General features: G+C 66.9%; 19 protein-coding genes and 1 pseudogene. 8 read left to right on the top strand and 12 right to left on the bottom strand.

The features are described 5' to 3' along the window. Nucleotides 1–88 precede the first annotated feature (88 nt). Nucleotides 89–433: a DUF2470 domain-containing protein gene (locus tag PWF70_RS21095; protein WP_230461847.1), complete on the top strand. Its 345-nt coding sequence runs from the start codon at nt 89–91 to the stop codon at nt 431–433. On the opposite strand, the gene PWF70_RS21090 is transcribed toward PWF70_RS21095, so the two are convergent. From PWF70_RS21090 to PWF70_RS21065, 6 genes are all read right to left on the bottom strand, one after another. Beyond that, nucleotides 434–1,672 (bottom strand): acetyl-CoA C-acetyltransferase, encoded by a 1,239-nt coding sequence (locus tag PWF70_RS21090; protein WP_035752876.1) that lies wholly within the window; start codon nt 1,670–1,672, stop codon nt 434–436. Continuing rightward, nucleotides 1,669–3,366, bottom strand: a complete 1,698-nt coding sequence (locus PWF70_RS21085) for an AMP-binding protein (protein WP_006359842.1) — start codon at nt 3,364–3,366, stop codon at nt 1,669–1,671. Before PWF70_RS21085 ends, PWF70_RS21090 begins: the two co-directional genes overlap by 4 nt. After that, the gene (locus PWF70_RS21080; protein ID WP_006359841.1) at nt 3,363–4,235 is read right to left on the bottom strand and encodes an alpha/beta fold hydrolase; all 873 of its coding nucleotides are present in this window, start codon (nt 4,233–4,235) and stop codon (nt 3,363–3,365) included. Before PWF70_RS21080 ends, PWF70_RS21085 begins: the two co-directional genes overlap by 4 nt. Beyond that, nucleotides 4,232–4,966 (bottom strand): hypothetical protein, encoded by a 735-nt coding sequence (locus tag PWF70_RS21075; RefSeq protein ID WP_006359840.1) that lies wholly within the window; start codon nt 4,964–4,966, stop codon nt 4,232–4,234. The genes PWF70_RS21080 and PWF70_RS21075 overlap by 4 nt, the downstream gene beginning before the upstream one ends. Then, nucleotides 4,963–6,156, bottom strand: a complete 1,194-nt coding sequence (locus tag PWF70_RS21070) for an acyl-CoA dehydrogenase family protein (protein WP_006359839.1) — start codon at nt 6,154–6,156, stop codon at nt 4,963–4,965. The genes PWF70_RS21075 and PWF70_RS21070 overlap by 4 nt, the downstream gene beginning before the upstream one ends. A gap of 83 nt (nt 6,157–6,239) precedes the next feature. Continuing rightward, nucleotides 6,240–6,863, bottom strand: coding sequence for a TetR/AcrR family transcriptional regulator (locus PWF70_RS21065; RefSeq protein ID WP_035752851.1), 624 nt, complete (start codon nt 6,861–6,863; stop codon nt 6,240–6,242). A gap of 119 nt (nt 6,864–6,982) precedes the next feature. Between PWF70_RS21065 and PWF70_RS21060 the strand changes: the two genes are divergently transcribed. Continuing rightward, nucleotides 6,983–7,471: a nuclear transport factor 2 family protein gene (locus PWF70_RS21060; protein WP_006359837.1), complete on the top strand. Its 489-nt coding sequence runs from the start codon at nt 6,983–6,985 to the stop codon at nt 7,469–7,471. A gap of 54 nt (nt 7,472–7,525) precedes the next feature. Further along, nucleotides 7,526–8,338 carry a mycofactocin-coupled SDR family oxidoreductase gene (locus tag PWF70_RS21055; protein ID WP_006359836.1) on the top strand — a complete coding sequence of 271 codons (813 nt, stop codon included), beginning with the start codon at nt 7,526–7,528 and terminating at the stop codon, nt 8,336–8,338. A 15-nt stretch (nt 8,339–8,353) separates the two neighbouring features. Here the strand turns inward: PWF70_RS21055 and PWF70_RS21050 are convergent, their stop codons facing one another. Continuing rightward, nucleotides 8,354–9,361: a LacI family DNA-binding transcriptional regulator gene (locus tag PWF70_RS21050; RefSeq protein ID WP_042375221.1), complete on the bottom strand. Its 1,008-nt coding sequence runs from the start codon at nt 9,359–9,361 to the stop codon at nt 8,354–8,356. 135 nt (nt 9,362–9,496) lie between these two features. On the opposite strand from PWF70_RS21050, the gene PWF70_RS21045 reads away from it, so the two are divergent. Together PWF70_RS21045 and PWF70_RS21040 are read left to right on the top strand one after the other, a co-directional pair. Beyond that, nucleotides 9,497–10,669, top strand: coding sequence for an acyl-CoA dehydrogenase family protein (locus PWF70_RS21045; RefSeq protein ID WP_286352768.1), 1,173 nt, complete (start codon nt 9,497–9,499; stop codon nt 10,667–10,669). Continuing rightward, complete coding sequence (locus tag PWF70_RS21040) at nt 10,666–11,802, top strand: CaiB/BaiF CoA transferase family protein (RefSeq protein ID WP_006358184.1); 1,137 nt, start codon at nt 10,666–10,668, stop codon at nt 11,800–11,802. The genes PWF70_RS21045 and PWF70_RS21040 overlap by 4 nt, the downstream gene beginning before the upstream one ends. Before the next feature lie 94 nt (nt 11,803–11,896). On the opposite strand, the pseudogene PWF70_RS21035 reads toward PWF70_RS21040, so the two are convergent. Beyond that, nucleotides 11,897–12,430, bottom strand: a pseudogene (locus PWF70_RS21035) (hypothetical protein); the annotation flags it as partial. A gap of 47 nt (nt 12,431–12,477) precedes the next feature. After that, the gene (locus tag PWF70_RS21030; RefSeq protein WP_006358182.1) at nt 12,478–13,470 is read right to left on the bottom strand and encodes an isopenicillin N synthase family dioxygenase; all 993 of its coding nucleotides are present in this window, start codon (nt 13,468–13,470) and stop codon (nt 12,478–12,480) included. A gap of 167 nt (nt 13,471–13,637) precedes the next feature. On the opposite strand from PWF70_RS21030, the gene PWF70_RS21025 reads away from it, so the two are divergent. Then, a complete protein-coding gene (locus PWF70_RS21025; RefSeq protein ID WP_006358181.1) occupies nt 13,638–14,321 on the top strand; it encodes a GAF and ANTAR domain-containing protein in 684 nt (227 codons plus the stop codon). Nucleotides 14,322–14,345: 24 nt separating this feature from the next. On the opposite strand, the gene PWF70_RS21020 is transcribed toward PWF70_RS21025, so the two are convergent. Continuing rightward, entirely contained in the window at nt 14,346–14,792 is a 447-nt protein-coding gene (locus tag PWF70_RS21020; RefSeq protein ID WP_006358180.1) for an STAS domain-containing protein, read from the bottom strand. 420 nt (nt 14,793–15,212) lie between these two features. Between PWF70_RS21020 and PWF70_RS21015 the strand changes: the two genes are divergently transcribed. Next, on the top strand, nt 15,213–16,019 hold the full coding sequence (locus PWF70_RS21015; protein WP_006358179.1) for a SigB/SigF/SigG family RNA polymerase sigma factor: 807 nt from the start codon (nt 15,213–15,215) through the stop codon (nt 16,017–16,019). Between the two features lie 73 nt (nt 16,020–16,092). On the opposite strand, the gene PWF70_RS21010 is transcribed toward PWF70_RS21015, so the two are convergent. Further along, nucleotides 16,093–17,271, bottom strand: a complete 1,179-nt coding sequence (locus PWF70_RS21010) for a zinc-dependent alcohol dehydrogenase (protein WP_006358178.1) — start codon at nt 17,269–17,271, stop codon at nt 16,093–16,095. A 1-nt stretch (nt 17,272) separates the two neighbouring features. Next, the gene (locus PWF70_RS21005; RefSeq protein WP_006358177.1) at nt 17,273–17,707 is read right to left on the bottom strand and encodes a hypothetical protein; all 435 of its coding nucleotides are present in this window, start codon (nt 17,705–17,707) and stop codon (nt 17,273–17,275) included. Between the two features lie 298 nt (nt 17,708–18,005). Here PWF70_RS21005 and PWF70_RS21000 point away from each other — a divergent pair, with 298 nt between their 5' ends. Then, on the top strand, nt 18,006–18,431 hold the full coding sequence (locus tag PWF70_RS21000; protein ID WP_006358176.1) for an anti-sigma factor: 426 nt from the start codon (nt 18,006–18,008) through the stop codon (nt 18,429–18,431). Nucleotides 18,432–18,440: the final 9 nt, after the last annotated feature.

Raw genomic sequence — 18,440 nt, 5'->3', positions numbered from 1 at the left:
ACGGGCCTGGCGGAGAAACGTCGGGGTGGTGCATTTCTCCGCGAGGCGTATGCCCGACGCTCAGCCGCGTCAAACACTCGAGATACCAATGAAGATCCAACGAATCGGAAAGCAGGTCCATATGCCCGGTCACGACGACGCACGGCCGTTCCCCGAGGACGTTGTCGCGGGAGTGCTCGCGCACATGAACGGCGACCACGCCGACGACTCGCTGGTCATCTGCAAGGCACTCGGCGAACGGCCGGATGCGATCGCTGCGGTGATGACCGGCTTCGACGACCGGGTCGCGATCTTCGACGTCACGGTCCCCGAAGGCGCCGTGGAGATGCGGTTCGAGTGGGATCGTCCCGTGAACGACCGGACCGACGTGCGGAAGGCCGTCGTGGCGATGTTCCGGGACGCGCAGGCCCGGCTCGGTATCAACCCGGCCTGATCACACCCGCTCGAAGATCGCGGTGAGCCCCTGCCCGCCGCCGATGCACATGGTCTCCAGGCCGAAACGTGCCTCACGACGGTCGAGTTCACGCAGCAGAGTCGTCAGAATCCGCACGCCCGTCGCGCCGACCGGATGACCGAGCGAGATTCCCGAACCGTTGACGTTGGTGCGCTCGAGATCGGCGTCGGTGAACTTCCACTCGCGGGTGACGGCCAGAGCCTGAGCAGCGAAGGCCTCGTTGAGTTCGATGAGGTCGATGTCGGAGAGGTCGAGGCCTGCGCGGATGAGTGCCTTGGCGGTGGACGGGACGGGGCCGATGCCCATCACCTCGGGTCCGACACCGGCGACCGCCCACGTGACCAGGCGCGCGAGGGGCTTGAGTCCGAGGCGTTCGGCGTTCGCACGCGTGGTCACCAGCGTGGCTGCGGCTCCGTCGTTCTGGCCGCTGGCGTTGCCTGCGGTGACGGTCGCGTCTGGATCGGACTTGCCCATGATCGGCCGGAGACGAGCCAGCGACTCCAGCGTGGTGTCGGCCCGGGGATGTTCGTCGCGGTCGACGATCTTGTCGTCGCCTTTGCGCTGCGGAACCGACACGGGGACGATCTCTTCCGCGAACTTGCCGCTGTCGATGGCGGCCACGGCGCGGCGATGCGATTCGGCGGCGAGCGCGTCCTGCTCCTGACGCGGGATCGAGTATTCGCGCCGAAGGTTCTCCGCGGTCTCAAGCATCCCGCCGGGAACCGGATGGTTCTTTCCGCCCGACGTGACGCGGCCACGCGCCAGGCGATCGTGCAGAGTTGCCGGCGCACCCTTGGCGCCCCACCGCATCGACTCGGTGTAATACTCTGCGCGACTCATGGATTCGACGCCACCGGCAATAACCAGGTCGGCGACCCCGGTCTGGATGCGCATCGCGGCGTCGAGAACCGCCTGCAGGCCCGAGCCGCAGCGGCGGTCGAGCTGCGATCCCGGCACGGTGATGGGGAGTCCCGCGTCGAGTGCGGCGACGCGCCCGATCGCCGGCGCCTCACCGTTCGGATAGCACTGACCGAAGATCACGTCGTCGATGCTCGACGGATCGATCTCGGTGCGTCGCAACAGCTCCGAGAGAACAGTCGCAGCCAGCTCGGTGGCGGGTACGTCGACGAACGATCCGCCGTACCGTCCCACGGGAGTGCGGAGCGGCTCACAGATGACGACGTCGTCGGCTGCGGGTGGTGGCGTGGTGACGGTCATGCGGGTGTTCCTTTGCGGTAGTCCACTTCCTGGCCGGACCATCGCTGCGCCCACTCGCGCAGTTCGACGGCCCGGATCTTGGTTCCGTTGCCGCCCAACGTGGTCGGCATCCGCTCGATGACGTGTACGGCTGCGGGCACTTTGAATGCGGCCAGGCGATCACGGCACCAGGTCTTCAACGACGAGGCGTCGAGGTCTGCGCCGTCATCGACCGGAACGACGAAGGCCACGGCCTCGGTGTAACCACCCGAACCGCTGATCCCCACGACCTTCGCGGTCTGTACGTTCTCGTGTTCGGCGAGGCGGTGCTCGATCTCGGCCGGGTCGACGAGGAAACCCCGCAGCCGCAGGACATCTCCCATGCGGCACACGTAGCGGAATCCGCCGGTGTCGAGTGCGCGTGCGAGATCGCCGCTGCGGAACCAGCCGTCCGCGGTGAACGCACGCGCGGCGGCATCCGGGTTGCCGAGATATGCGTCGACGACGTTGGGGCCGCGGAACTGCAGCTCACCCTCCTCGCCGGTGGCCAGGACACGGTCATCGAGCGGATCGACGACGCGTACCTCGATGGCGGACTCGACCGGACGGCCACCGCCGTTCCAGCGCACCGACTCCGGGTCGTCGGACGACCAGAGCAGCGCGAGGGCGAAGACCTCCGACGAGCCGAAGACGCCGGTCGTCTCGGCTTCGGCCTCGTCGCGTACCCAACGCGCGATGTCGTGGGAGCGGCCGAGGAAGTCGGCGATGCCCAGCCACCGCAACGTGGTCAAATCCGTTCGCCGGCCCTCATGCCAGGTGTCGTACAGGCGCCCGAAAAGATCGTCACCGCCGACGATGTGGGTGACACGCAGCGACTCCACCCTCTCCAGGGTGGCCGCGGCGTCGAAGACGGGCTCCATCAGGATGGCTGCGCCACCCGCGAGACCGGCCATGGCAGTGCTGAATCCGAAGACACCGGACACCGGAAGGACGCCGAGGATCACGTCGCCCTCGCGGACCCCCATGATCACGGAGTCGGCATGCGCATGCCGGACCACGGCCGAATCCCGGTGTGCGGCGAGCTTCGGTGTCCCGGTCGAGCCGGAGGTCGTGAACGCGACCGCGAGCTCGCCGGTGTCTGCGGCACGGTCGCCCGCCGAAGTCCAAGCCGTCGTCGACGGGGTCGCAGGTGCGGAAACGCCGGTGGTGTCGCCGCTTCCGGCGATCCAGGCCCCGGCGCCGAGGTCGAAGTCGGCCGCCGCTGCCCGTGGAGTCAGAGGCCCGGGAACGACCGCGATCGCCGGGACGGGGTCGGCCGTCGAGCTCGCCTCGCGCAGGGTGCCGAAGACGTCGAGTCCGTGGAACTCCGCGGGGACGGCGACCACCGCCGGTCGCGCCGAGGTGAGGATGTGCATGACCTCACCGACGTTGTACCGGGTGTTGACCCCGATGACATGCGCGCCGAGAGCTGATGCGGCGAACTGCCAGACCAGCGCGTCGGACCAGTTGGGCAGGTACACCGCCAGGCACTGGCCGCGGCGGACGCCGATGCGGGACAGCTCTTCCCGCAGCTGGTCGACACGGCGGCCGAGGTCGGCTCGGGTGAGGGTGATGACCTCGCCGCCGGCGACGTCCATCGCGACCGGACTGTCGGGGGACTCGTGGACGAGATCGGCGAGCATCCCGGCGAGCGTGGGATGGGTCGTGACGGTCATGACACGGCCTCCGGGGTGCGGGTGCCGGCCGGCAGGGATCGGAGCCAGGCGTCAGCGCGGGCACCGAAGTCGGGGAGCTCTTCCATCGGGTAGTGGCCGTACCCGGCCAGCTCGGTGAACTGCGCACGCGGACCGTCGAGTTCGTTGATCTCGTCGGCGGCGCGACGGACGGCGTCGACGCTGATCCACGGGTCGTCGGCGCCGCAGATCAGATGCAGCCCACAGGTGAGGTCGGTGAGCCGGTCGCGGACGTCGTGGCTGCCCCAGCCGATGAGGTCCGACGACGAGATCTCCGGGTCCTCGCGTTTGTGCATGAGGCCGATGAGATGTGCCTGTGCGGCGGGTACCGCCCGCCCGACGGACGCGAGACTGCCGAGGTACGTGCGCTCCGCACGCGCCGGTCCGGCCACATCCTCGAGTTCGCGTCGCAGGCCGGCGATCTTGACCCGGCCAGGCCCGGTCTCGGCGGCCATCGCGACGGCCCCGGCGAGCGGATAATCGGGCCGCGTCGCCAGTTCCAGTGTGAGTTTCCCGCCGATGGAGCAGCCGATCACAAAAGGACGCTCGATGCCCAGCTGCTGCAGGACGTCGGTCAACCAGTCCGCGTAGTCGACGAGGTTGGTGATCGGGCCCGTCGGGCAGGGTTCGGAACGGCCGTGGCCCGGCAGGTCCGGCACGACGACGCGGTACCCGCAGTCGGCGATGTCCTGTGCGGCACGGCGCCATTGGACGCCGCTCTGCCCCGCGGTGTGGATGCACAGCACGGTCGGGGTGTCGCCGTTGCATTCCCGGGGGGACGTGGAACCAGCGGTGACGATCTCGACGAACGCCAGGGCGCCTTGGATCTCGAGGTAGCGTGCCTCGATCATGAGTGCACCTCCCGTGCCAATGCGCGCGCGTTCTGGATGATCGCGTGCAACGGCTTGGTCAATCTCAGGTACTCGTAACCGTTTCCGGCGGAGGAGAACTCTCCTCGGAGAGCGCGGCGCATGAAGTCGTCCGAGTCGGACAGCAGGAGATCCACCCAGGTGGCGGGGGAGGTCTCGAAGGTGAAGGTGGCACCCAGCGGGGCGCGCCGTGTGACGTCGATGACCTGTCCCTTGTAGATGCGGAGGTGCACCTCGCGCTCGCCGCACCGCAGTCCGACGGTGCCGTCCCAGGTGGAGACCGACGAGGTGAACGCGGCGTCCCGGTGCAGGCGAGCGCGCAGTAGCTCACCCCACTCGACCGAGCAGAAGTCGAGGGAGGGCACCGACTCGGGACTGGCCTCGGTACGCCATGTCTCCGTGCCGGATTCGCGAACGCGTCCGGCGTCGTCGACCAGGCGGACCTCCCGGTCGATCCCGTCGGCACCGACTCTGGTCACCACGGTGGTCGCATGGACGTGGTCGGATTCCGCGATGGGGGCGGTTGCCGACCAGGTGATGGCGACACGTTCCGCGCACGGAACCGCGTCGGTCAGATACTCGGCGACGACCATCCCGAAAGACTGTGAACGAGAGGGGATGCGGAGTCCGTGACGGTCGAGGACATCGGCGACCAGACGGGTTCGGGTGGAGGTGCGGACTCCGACGCGGAGCGAGGCGATGGCGGTGGTCATGACCCGGCCCTGCCCAGCAGCTCGTCGGAGATGATCCGCATCTGGATCTCGCTGGTGCCCTCGAAGATCTTGGTGAGACGTGCGTCGCGCCAATGTCGTTCGACCTGGAAATCGGTGGTGTAGCCGGCGCCACCATGGATCTGGACGGCCTCACTCGTCACCCGTTCGGCCATCTCGGTGGCGACGAGCTTGCACATCGACGCCTCGAGCGAGCACCGCCGGCCGGTGTCGATGTCGGTGGCGACCGAGTACATGAGTTGCCGCGCCGCCTCGATGTCTGCGGCCATCGTGGCGATCTTGAAACGCAGGTGCTGGAAGTCCGCGAGTTCGTGGCCGAACTGCTTGCGGGTGTGCATGTAGGCGATGGAGTCCTCGAGTGCGGCGCGGGCCAGGCCGATGGCACGGGCGGCGGTGTGGGCACGCCCGACCTCCAGTCCGCTGACCGCGAGGTAGAAGCCCTTGCCCTCCTCGCCGAGCATCCGGTCGGCCGGGATGCGGAAGTCGTCGAAGGACAGTTCCCAGGTGCTCCAACCGAAGTAGCCGATCTTGCGGACCTTGGTGCCGGAGATGCCCTCGGGGAACTCGCCGCGTTCCTTCTCGACGAGGAAGGCGCTGATACCGCGGTGGGGCTTGGCCGGGTCCTTGTTCGGATCGGTGCGGGCGAACAGGACCAGGTAGTCGGCCTCGTCGGCGTAGGTGCACCACATCTTGGTGCCGTTGACGACCCACTCGTCGCCGTCGCGTGTCGCCCGGCACGAGATGTTGGCGACGTCCGACCCCGCCTCCGCCTCGGAAAGTGCATACGCGCCCAGGTATTCGCCGCGCGCCACGCGGGGCAGCATCGCGGCCTCCTGCTCAGGAGTGAAACCGCCGCCCATGCCGTTGCCGCGCGCCAGCAGGCCGGACACGCTCATCCACGCACGTGAGAGTTCCTCGGCGACAAGGCAGTACTCGAAGACTCCGAGGCCGAGGCCCCCGTACTCCTCCGGGATCATGATGCCGAAGAACCCGACCTCGGCCATCGCCTTCTTGAGCGTGTCGGGAATGGTGCCCTGGACGGGGTCGAGTTCGTTGGCAACCGGCAGGACCTGCTTCATCGCGAAGTCGCGGGCGAGGTCGCGGATCGCGATGCGCTCCTCGGTCAGGTAGCGCGGGCTGTCGGTCCGGGGCTGTGACGGCCGATGGGTCATGGCCTTCTCCTAGTGAATGCGGGCCGGAGTGATCGGGTCGGCCTGATCGCTCGTTAACGGTCGTTCACCATTTGGGCACCGGGTCAGGCCCGGGTCAATGGGTTGAGCGGGGTCCGGTATCCGACGAGGTTGAGTGCGTACTGCCCGTAGTCGTCGGCGACCTGGGTTGCGGTCCGGGGGCCGTCCGGTCGGAACCACACCGGGATGCCGGCGCACATCAGCAGTACGGCCGTAACCGCCTGATGGACTCTGTCGACGTGGAAAAGTCCCTGTTCGACCGCCCTTTCGGCGATGTCGACGAACTGCTGCTCCTGGGCGTCGCGGGACCCGACCACCCGCTTGCGATCGATCTCGCCCAGATAGCGCAGCTCCGTGTTCGCGACAAGGCACTCGCGCGGTCTCTGGGCGGTGTACAGCGCATGGGCGACGACCGCCGCGCGCCACTGTTCGGCGGGATCCTTGCCGGCCCGGCGGATCGCGTTGCGGGTCGCGGTGAACTGTTCGTCGCTCGCGGTTCGCAGGATCTCGACCAGCAGATCGGACTTGTTCTCGAAATGGTTGTAGACGTTGGCGGCGCTACAACCTGCACGATTGCCGATGGTTCGCATCGTCGCACCGTGAAAACCGGCCGTGTAGAACTCGTCGAGCGCGGCGTCGAGGATGCGGTCGCGGGATGCTGCGGTCGGCGAAGGCGATCGGGTGTTCATGTGCACAGACTAGGGCGATGCGGTTTCACCAGCAATGATGAAGGCAGGCCGCTCGATTGACCTGCCTATATCTCGCGCTTATGGTGTGGATCACGTGAACGAATGTTAATGGAGGAATCATGACCACCGAGTCCGAGCTGGCGTCGCGGCTCACCCGTCTGGAAGACATCGAGGCCATCCGCACGCTCGACGCCCGGTACTGCCGCCACCTCGACGACGGCAACTGGGACGAATTGATCGCACTGTTCACCGAAGACGGGGAGTTCGACGGCTTGTCGAACCCGCGGGGCAAGGCCGAGATGCGGGCGTTCTTCGCCGGCCTGGCCGACGGTGGCCTCACCTCGTTCTGGCACTTCATCACGAACCTCGAGATCGACATCGACGGTGACATGGCGACGGCGCGATCGTTCCTCTGGCAGCCGTGCGTTCTCGACGGCGTCGCCTCGATCGCCGCGGGCCGATACACCGACACGCTGGTCAAGCAGGACGGGCACTGGTTGTACCGGGTCAAGAAGGTCCGCTTCCACTTCTTCGGACCCCTCGCCGATGGCTGGGACGAGAACCTTTTCGCCCTCGAGTCCGCCCGCGCGGCCGCCGTCAATCCGTAGAGTCGCGCCGAGGGGGCCCGATCGGGTTCCGGCATCCGGCGGACAGGGAGTGGCATGGGACGGCTGGCAGACAAGGTCGCGTTCATCACCGGCGTTGCCCGGGGGCAGGGGCGGGCGCACGCGGTGCGAATGGCCTCGGAAGGGGCGCACATCGTCGGCGTCGACGTCGCCGGACCACTGCCGGGTGTGCCCTACGACTCGGCGACCGAGGATGATCTCGCCGAGACCCGGCGACTCGTCGAAGATCTGGGCGCCAAGGCGATTCTGACCCGGTGCGACACCCGCGATCTGGACGGACTCCGCGCGGCGGTCGGCGAGGGGGTGGAAGCACTCGGCGGACTCGACGTCGTGGTCGCCAACGCGGGGATCTGTATCCCCGAGACCTGGGACGAGGTGTCCCCGGAGAGCTTTCGCGACACCATGGACATCAACGTGACCGGCGTGTGGAACACGGTTACCGCGGCGGCTCCCCACCTCATCGACCGCGGCGGGGGATCGGTCATCCTGATCAGCTCCCTGGCGGGGAAGAAGCTGCAGCCGTTCATGGTCCACTACACGACAAGCAAACACGCCCTGGTCGGGATGTCGCGCGCCTTCGCTGCGGAGTTGGGGCAGTACGACATCCGCGTCAACACCGTGCATCCGGGTGCGGTCATCACGCCGATGGGCTCGGGCCGCATGGTCGAGCGGATCGAGGAGACCAACAAGGCCAACCCGCGCCTCGCCGGTATGGGGATGACCTTCCTGAACCAGTTCGCCGCAGAGGCGGGCGAGGTCGCGAACGCGGTGGCCTTCCTCGCGTCGGACGAGTCGAAATTCATCACCGCAGAGGAGATCTCGATCGACGGCGGCGCACAGCACTTCTAGCTGCTCCCGCGACTTCTAGGTGGTGCCGCGGACCACCAGCTCGACCGGCAGACGTCGCGACTCCACGTCACGTCCCGCCGTCAGATCCAAGAGTCCACGGACCGCGGTCTGGCCGATCTCCAGGGCGGGGGAGTGGATCGTCGTGAGCGGTACGGGAAGCTGCGCGGCGATCGGGATGTCGTTGTAGCCCACGAGTGCCAAGTCCTCGGGGATTCGCAGCCCGAGGTCGCGAGCGACGCCGAGGACGCCGACGGCGATGGTGTCGGACACCGCGAAGATCGCTCTCGGCCGGTCCGGTGCGTCGAGCAGAATCCGCCCCGCCTCGGTGCCCCCGCGCACCTCGAAACTGGACGGAACGATCCGATGGTCGGGGAGCTCGATCCCCGCCGCGGCGGTCTCGGACCGGAAGCCGGCCAGCCGATCCGTCGCCGTCGTGGCGTGGGCGGGGCCGGCGATCACCGCGAGGTCGGTGTACCCGCGATCGATCAGATGGCGTGCGGCAAGCGCGCCGCCGCGCACGTCGTCGCCGCCGACGAACGGGAGCCCGGCATCGGCGTGCCGGGTCAGCGTCATCATCGGCACGTCCCCGACGCGCAGGGACGCGATGAATTCCTTGCCCGGTCGGTGCAGCCCGCTGAGCAGGAGGCCGTCGACCTGACGTCCCACGAGCAGTTCGATGGCCGCGCGCTGGGCTTCCGGGTCGTCGGGCGGGCTGGACAGCAGCACCGAGTAGCCGGCCCGCGTCGCTTCCTCCTCGATGCCCTGATAGGTGGTGGCGACCACGCCGTCGGTCAGGCGGGTCATCACGACGCCGAGCGTGGTGGTCTTGCGGGTCCGCAGACTCGCCGCCCAGAGATTGCGCTGGTAGCCCAGCTCATCGGCGACCTCGCGAACCCGCAGTGCCGACTCCGACCAGCCGTCGGCGGGTTCGGACTGTCGCAGCACCCGAGACGCCGTCGACACGTGGACACCCGCAGCTTTCGCGATCTCCTTGAGGGTCGGCGTTCGCTGACCTCCGGCCACGCTGGTCCCCCATCCTGTCGGTAGCACTGTTGACGCTGCGCGTTCGAGCACCTACGGTAGCTCATGCAAACGTTCTCGCAAACGTTCTCGCTGAACTTGTACCATCAGTTGCAGGCCCGACCCCCGGAGGTTCCGATGTCCCGACCCAGCACCCTGGCGCAGCTCTTCGCCCTGGACTCGTTGCTCGACGCCGACGAGATCGCGATCCGCGATACCGTCCGTGACTTCGCCAATGCGCGTCTGCGGCCGCATATCGGCGACTGGTTCGAGAACGCCGAGCTGCCGGCGCGGGAGATCGCCAGGGAACTGGGCCAGATCGGTGCGCTCGGCATGCACCTGGAGGGCTACGGTTGCCCGGGCATGAGCGCGACCGCCTACGGCCTGGCCTGCCTCGAACTCGAGGCCGTGGACTCCGGTATCCGCAGCCTCGTGTCGGTGCAGGGCTCGCTCGCGATGTTCTCCATCCACCATTGGGGCTCGGAGGAGCAGAAGAACGAGTGGCTGCCGCGGATGGCTGCCGGTGAGGCGATCGGTTGCTTCGGCCTGACCGAACCCGATTTCGGCTCCAACCCGTCCGGCATGCGCACCAACGCCAAGCGTGACGGCGACGACTGGCTGCTCAACGGCACCAAGATGTGGATCACCAACGGCTCGATCGCCGACGTCGCGGTCGTCTGGGCCCAGACCGACGAGGGTATCCGCGGCTTCGTCGTCCCCACCGACACGCCTGGCTTCTCCGCGCCGGAGATCCACAAGAAGATGTCGCTGCGCGCGTCGGTGACCTCCGAGCTCGTGTTCGACAACGTCCGCTTGCCCGGTTCGGCGATGCTCCCGAAGGCCCAGGGCCTGAGCGGGCCGCTGACCGGCCTCGGCGAGGCCCGCTTCGGCATCATCTTCGGTGCGATCGGCGCTGCCCGCGATTGCCTCGAGACCGCCATCGACTACTCGCAGTCGCGCGAGGTCTTCGACAAGCCGCTCGCCGGTTACCAGATCACCCAGACCAAGATCGCCGACATGGCACTCGAGGTCGGCAAGGGGCACCTGCTGGCCTACCATCTGGGTCGTCTGAAGGACCGCGGTGAGATCCGCCCGGAGCAGATCAGCACCGGCAAGCTCAACAACACCCGCGAGGCCATCAAGATCGCCCGTGAATGCCGAACCATCTTGGGCGCCAACGGCATCACGCTCGAGTACCCGGTCATCCGGCATGCCAACAACCTCGAGTCCGTCCTCACCTACGAGGGCACCTCCGAGGTCCACCAGCTCACCATCGGCCGCGCCCTCACCGGCGAAGCCGCCTTCCGGTGAGCGAGCGCGCGGCTCTCGACGGACTCGTCGTCGCCGACTTCGGCCGGGTCCTCGCCGGGCCATACGCGACGATGCTGCTGGCAGACCTGGGTGCCGAGGTCATCAAGATCGAACGACCTGGGATCGGCGACGACACCCGGTCGTGGGGTCCGCCCTGGGTGGGCGAGGCGTCGTCGTACTTCCTGTCGGTCAATCGCAACAAGCGGTCCGTGGCGATCGACCTCTCCGATCCCGCGGGACTCGAGGAGGCACGACGCCTCGTCGATCGGGCCGACGTCGTCGTCGAGAACTTCATGCCGGGCACGATGGATCGCCTCGGACTCGGTTACGACGCCGTCGCCGATCGCCGGCCGGACATCGTCTACTGCTCGGTGACAGGATTCGGCGGGAACAACCAGCTGCCCGGTTACGACCTGCTGATCCAGGCGGTCGGCGGACTGATGAGCATCACCGGTCCCGACCCGCAGACGCCGACCAAGGTGGGCGTCGCGGTCGTCGACGTCATCACGGGATTGCATGCGGCCGTGGGCATCCTGTCCGCGTTGCGGCACCGCGACCGGACCGGGCAAGGACAGCGCATCGAGGTGAACCTGTTGTCGTCGCTGATCTCGGCGCTGGCCAACCAGTCGTCGGGCTACGTGGCGGCAGGCGTGGTTCCGACAGCGATGGGCAACCGGCATCCCAGCATCGCGCCCTACGAGGTGTTCCAGACCGCGGATCGTCCGTTCGTGCTGGCCGTCGGCAACGACCGCCAGTTCGCCGGGCTGTGCGAGGTCCTCGGACGCCCGGACCTACCCGCCGACGAGCGGTATGCGACGAACAGTGCGCGGGTGGCGAATCGGGAGAAGCTGGCGGCGATCCTGAACGAGGCGCTGTCAACGGCGAGCGCGGATCACTGGTTCGACGCACTCACCGCGCGGCGGGTGCCGTGTGGCCCGCTCAACGACATCGCCGACGCCATCGCGCTGGCCGAACGTCTCGGTCTCGATCCGGTTGTGGAGATCGACGATCCGCGCCGGGACTCACCGTTCCGATCGGTGGCCAACCCGATCCGGATGAGCGTCACTCCGCCGAGGTACCGGTCGGCACCACCGCTGCTCGACGAGCACGCCACGGTGTCGGACCTGGTCTGACTCACGCCACAAAACCCACCCTTTTGCGGTCTTTCCACCCTGACAGGACGCGGGGAGGTCTTGCCGAAAAAGGCTGGGTTTGCAGGGTTTACGGCTAGGCGGTGGCCAGCTCGCGGCTCTCGGCGAGTTCGCGGTACGCGCTCACGACGGCGTCGAGCTGGGCCTGCGAATGCCTGCCGAGCCCGCATTAGGTGGAGATCCCGAAGTCGGGCAGGAACTCCGAGACGATCGCGGCACGCTTCCGCGCGACGGTCGCGGCGTGGATGGCGTCGATCGGACGGGTCACGTGTCGCGACAGCCCATTCGCGACGGTGACGATGGCCGACGCGTCGCGCGGCAGGATGTGGCGTCCCGCGCGCGCGGCGGCCTCGGCATCCGGCGGATCACCCATGAACGGCGACGCCCCGAACTTCGAGTCGCCGTAGCACAGATGGAAGGTGAGTTCGGCGCCGTCGGGGATCCACGACGCCAGGCGTGCGATCGCCGCGAAGATCGCCTCATGCCCCGCATAAGGATTGGGGAACCAGCCCTCGACGGTGACCAGCTCGGTCGGCAGATCCCACTGGACGGCGAGGTCGGTCGCCGGGATGAGGGAGAAGAGCTTCTCGACGCTCGCCTGTAGCGCACGGGTGCACGGCGTCGAGCAGACAGTTCTGCTCAGCCCGACCGAAAGGCTCAGTACGCCGAAACAGGCTGGGACGGGATGATTCCGTGATGCAACTCGGCAACATCGGGATGGGCGCGGGTGCGCGACTTCCAGGCGTTCTCACCGTAGGTGCTGAAGATCGGGTTGTCCGGATCGGTTTCGACGCCGCGCGACGCTGTCGCCAGTTCGGGCGGGAGGTCGATGATCGGGATGACCTCATCGAGCGCGGGATTGAGGAAGAACGGGATCGAGACCCGGTCGGTCCCGGGGCGGGGTGCGCGGACCCGATGCCGGGTCGCACGGAGGTAGCCCCCGGTCGCGACCTCGAGCAGTTCGCCGATGTTGACTATGAACGCGCCCTCGACGGGCGGGACCTCCACCCAGCTGCCTGCAGCTGTCTCGACCTCCAGGCCCTCGGAGCCGGGTTCGACCAGCAGCAGGGTCAGTACTCCCGAGTCCTTGTGGGCGCCGACGCCCTGGGCGCTGTCGGCGGTCCCCGGGTAGCGAACGACCTTGATCAGGGTCGCCGGCAGTTCGGCGAACGCCGCGTCGAAGAAGGATTCCGGGGCGCCGAGCGACACCGACCAGTGCCGCAGCAACCGCAACCCGACTTCCGACAGCGCAGCACCCCAATCCTCGAAGGCGGTGCGGAAGCCGGCAGGCGACGAAGGCCAGAGATTCGGTCCCTGCAGCCTCCAGTAGCCCTCTGCGCCGGGGATGACCGCGCGTTCGGGGCCGATGTCGATCTGCTCGCGCCAATCCACCTTGCCGTTGGTCAGTTCACCACCGAGCCGCGAGTACCCGCGGAACTGTGGGCTCTGGAGCTGACTGATCTCGTTCTTGGCCTCGTCGGGCAGTGCGAAGAACTCGCGTGCCAGCCGCATGACCTCGGTGAGCGACTCGCCCGGCACCCCGTGGCCGGTCAGGTAGAAGAACCCGTGGTCGTGAGCGGCTTCCCGAAGCGCAGCACGGAAGGTCGCGGGGGCGGTGTCCGCGTCGCCGAGGTCGAGGATGGGGAGCATGGTGCAGAGCCTGCCAGAGCGTCGTACGCGGGAGGAACGTCGTTCAGGGACCGTGAAACCCCGTTCATGAGGTTTGCAGGCGCTACGTTGGTATTCGGGTCTGGGGCAGTGCGGCGGTGTCGACCCGGGCTCGCTACGTGGTCGGCCGCCTCGAGAGGAGTTCGATCGTGACCGAAGCGACCGACAATGTTCATCTCCGCATCGCGGAGCTGGCACGAGGGCTGCACGGCGACGAAGCCGACGACGAACAGGTGGCCAAGACGATCGTGGCCGGTGCGGTGGCCGAGATCCCCGGAGCCCAGTACGCCGGACTCACGGTCGCCACCGACCGGCGCTCCATCGAATCGTTCGGGGCAACCCACGAGATCGCGGAGATCCACGACCGGATCCAGGCCGATGTCGGAGAGGGGCCCTGCCTGTCGGCAGCCCTGCACGACCGGGTGGTCCGCGTCGACGATCTCCAGAACGACGAGCGGTGGCCGAAATACCGGAGCCGGGCGATGGGCGAGGTGCCGATCCGATCCGTGTTGTCGTTCCAGCTCTTCGCCAATCGCAACAAGATCGGGGCGCTCAACCTCTTCGCGGACGAACCGAATGTCTTCGACCTGCACGCCGAGGACATCGGCGTCGTGTACGCGACCCATGCCGCGCTGGCCTGGAACACCATCAAGAAGGACCAGCAGTTCAACAGCGCTCTGGCCAATCGTGACGTGATCGGGCAGGCGAAGGGCATCCTGATGGAGCGTTTCGACATCGATGCGCTGGCAGCGTTCGATCTCCTGAAGAAGCTGTCCCAGGAGTCGAACACCAAACTGGTGGAGATAGCACGGCAGATCACCCTCAAGAGGTGACCTGCCGGCGCGCTGCGTCGAGTTCTACTCGGAGACCGCGAACTCTGTTGTGCTGGGGCCGATCTCGCCTTCGGTGAGCGTGCGGCCGGCCTCGTCGACGGTCTCGAAGACGCGAACCCGGCCGGCCATCCCGCAGAGTTCGAGGGGGCGGCTGACAGTTCGTTCGCCGACCAGGACGACTGGAGTAGAGCGCTTCGCGGCATCGTCGACGAAGGTCTGCAGCAGTACGAGTCCGACCGTGCCGAAGAAGTTGACCGCGGAGAAGTCCAGGACGACGCCGTGGATACGATCGCGCGCGACGCGATCGAGCGCAGCAGCGAAGTCCGCCGCCGTCTCGCGGTCGACGCTGCCGGAAAAGCGCTGTACACAATACGATTTCGCGCAATCGAAACGTCGCGGTGACGTGCGCTCAGGGGAGCCGGTGCCGACGTCGAACGCCGAACGGAAAACGGTGGATGTGGTGAGCGGCATGAGGTGGTCTCATCTCAGTGGAAGCGTTTGCAGGGGCGATCTGTTGTGGACCGAACCCGGCGAGTGCCCGCTGGTGTTCGAGCGGAACCCAAGTTCACGATCGTCCTGAACGGAGATAAGCCGTGATGTCGCGTGAGTCGAGGGACCTTGGGTGCCCACTCGCTCTTTAGTGCGCGGCTCCGACCTGAACCGCACCCCTACCCTACGGGTCCTTCGGATGCCGAACAAGACCGACTCGGGTCACGGTAGAAAGTCGTCAAGAAATCCCGCATTGTGAGACGCCGAAAGTGGACGTGTGGCGAAGAACATGATTGTCTAGTACCTGATGCGCGTCGAGTCGCGTGCGCGGCATCAATCCATGCTAGATGGGGCAGCAGTCAGCCCATCGGTCGCAAGATCTGAACGTCTGGGTGGTGACAAATGGCGACACAACGCGCCGAGCACGACGATTACAGCGACGTCCTCCCGATACTGCGAGAGATTCGCAGTGAACGCGACGACGACCTACGTGCCAAGAAACGCGACGAAGTGATCGAGCGGTGCCTACCGCTCGCGGATCACGTCGCACGCCGGTTCTCCGATCGTGGTGAACCGGTTGATGATCTGCGCCAGGTTGCGCGGATCGGTCTCATGCATGCGGTCGACAGATTCGATGTCGATCGTGGCAACAATTTCCTCGCTTTTGCCGTCCCGACGGTCATGGGCGAGGTCAAGAGGTATTTCCGTGACAGCACGTGGTCGATCAGAGTGCCACGTCGTGCGCAGGAGGCCTCGCTCAACATCGCGAAGGCCAGCGAGGAACTCCTGCAGTCCCTCGGACGGTCGCCGCGGCCGAGCGAGATCGCCGAGCACCTCGGACTACCGGTCGGCGAGGTCATCGAAGGGATGGTCGCGCGGTCCGCATACACCGCGAGTTCCATTGACGCCGAAGCTGGTTCGTCCACGGACGGCTGGACTCTCGCGGACACGCTGGGCGACGAAGACGAGCGCCTGGACATAGTCGAGGAGTTCGTCACGCTACAGCCGGCGCTTGCTCGACTCACCGAACGCGAACGAACGATCCTCACCCTGCGGTTCTTCCGTTCGATGTCCCAGAGTGAGATCGCTCGCCAGATCGGGATCTCCCAGATGCACGTGTCGCGGCTCCTCACCCGGATCCTCGAAACTCTGCGTGAAGAGGTCGCCGACGACGAGGAGTACGAGGAGCCGCTGCTCAAGCACGCGTGAGACGCTGCCGGGCCACGTATGCGGTCACCGAGGGCCCATGCCGGGAGCACCTGGCATGGGCCCTCGATCCCGCTCAGGGCTTCAGGATGACCTTCACCATGCCGTCGGCCTTGCGCTGGAACTTGTCGTACGCCTCCGGCGCCTGATCGAGCGGTAGTTCGTGAGTGGCAAAGGTGTCCACTCCGAGCGGGTCGGCGTCGGTGAGCAGCGGGAGGATGTCGTCGGCCCACCGCTTCACGTTGGCCTGTCCCATGTGCAGCCGGATCTGCTTGTCGAACATGGTCAGCAGCGGCAGCGGGTCGGCCATACCGCCGTACACGCCCGACAGTGAGATCGTCCCGCCGCGTTTGACGATGTCGATTGCGGAGTAGAGGGCGCCGAGCCGGTCGACTCCCGCCTCCGACATGGCCTTGCGGGCAATCGGATCGGGGAGCAGCCCGACGACGGTCTGCATCGCCTTGTTCAGGGGTGACCCGTGGGCCTCCATGCCGACGGCGTCGATGACGGAGTCGGTGCCGAGGCCGCCGGTGAGGTCGCGGATCGCCTCTCCGACGTCGTCGACCTCGTCGAAGTTCACCGTCTCGATGCCGCGACCCTGTGCGCGCCGGATGCGTTCTGGCACACGGTCGACGCCGATGACCCGAGCTCCCTTGTGGGAGGCGATGCGCGCGGCCATGTCGCCGATCGGGCCGAGTCCGAGAACGGTGACCGTTCCGCCGCTGGGGATCTCGGCGTACTCGACCGCCTGCCAGGCCGTCGGTAGGACGTCGGACAGATACACGTATCGTGAGTCCGGATTCTCGGGCGGGACCTTGATGTGGGTGAATTGTGCCTGCGGCACACGGAGATACTCTGCCTGGCCCCCCGGCACCGAACCGTAGAGCTGCGAGTAGCCGAAGAGCGCCGCGCCCATGCCCTGTTCTTTCACGCGGGTCGTCGAACACTGGGTCATGAGTCCGTCGTTGCAGAATTGACATGCGCCGCACGAGATCTGGAACGGGATGACGACGCGGTCCCCGACCCGGAGGTCGCCGGTGTCCGAACCGACCTCCTCGACGATACCCATCGGCTCATGGCCGAGGATGTCGCCGGCGTTCATGAACGGGCCGAGTACTTCGTAGAGGTGTAGATCGGAACCGCAGATGTTGGTCGAAGTGACCTTGATGATGGCGTCCGTGGGTTCGATGATCTTGGGGTCGGGCACGGTCTCCACCGAGACATTGCGTTTTCCCTGCCAGGTCACTGCGCGCATTTCAGGCCTTTCCGTCGTGGTGTCGGTCTGCGGAGCGTTCGTCACGCGCTCGTTCGTGCTTGCCGGTGTGGTCGACCGGGAAGCCGTGGTAGCGCTCCTCGTACCGCTCGGCTTCCTCTGCGGTCGTCTCCGGCTGGATCGGATCCTGATGTGCGCGTTCGCCGTCGCGACCCGCACGTCGGCGTAGGAGCACTCGGCTGCCGACTAGGAGGCCGACGGCGAAAATGCCGGCGATGACTGCGCCGAGAGCGAGCCACACGGTCGCGTCCCGGTCGCTCGCCCCGGCCGCGATCGCGGTGCCGCCGAGCACCAACATGAGTCCGAGGCAGGCGAACCCGAGAAGGCCGATGGCCTTCAGGCCGCGTGACTTCCGTGCCGGTCGGCGTGCGATTGCTTCACGCGAGGCGACCTCGCGTTCCGGTGTGAGATCTGGCATAGCCGCCCCTTCGCCAGGTGGTGTGAACTCGGTTGGGATGCCGATCGGGTACCGCAGAGGCGTCCGCCTGAAACGTCAGACCCGTCCGCACCCGGCGTCGTTGCAGCTGAGAGCGCTGCAACGTAGCTGTTGGCGGTGTCGATCCGGAAGGTGCTCTGCTAACGTTGCGAGTCGTGCTGTTGGCGCATGGGGGAGTCGTGCAAATGGAAATACGCAGTTTGGACGACGTCAGCGTGGGGCATTCATGAGCGGTCCGATAAGAATCCACTCAAGACGACGTGCGAAGAAGACTCATTTGATGACCGACTCTGACGCCACATCCCAGCTGTCGATCGATGGCAGTCTGCCGACGGTCCTGCGGGTCCCGGCAGCCACCGACCGCCTTGCGTTGGTGCGTGCTCTGGTGGAGACGGCTCTGTACATCGACGACTGGTCGCTCGACGACGTGATCGACGCAAAGGTCGCGGTGGACGAGATCTGCTCGCAGATGATCTCCGCGGCCGCCGAGGAATCTTCCCTGGAGATAGTCCTGCACCTCGCCTCCAACGGGGTGGTCGGGGAGGTCCGGGGTGAACTCGTGAACGACGTCGAACTGGACGAGTCGACCTTTGGATGGCGCATCGTCCAGACCGTCACCGACACGCATTCCATCAGGTACGCCGACGCTGCGCCCGGAGAGGACGCCCGGAGGGTGACCATCGGATTCTCGAAGTTCCGGGAGTAGCCGCGATCG

This window comes from Gordonia sp. Swx-4, from assembly GCF_030316175.1.
Taxonomy (GTDB): domain Bacteria; phylum Actinomycetota; class Actinomycetes; order Mycobacteriales; family Mycobacteriaceae; genus Gordonia; species Gordonia alkanivorans.
Note: the sequence above shows the minus strand (reverse complement) of the source record. Positions and strands in the feature narration are given on the sequence as shown.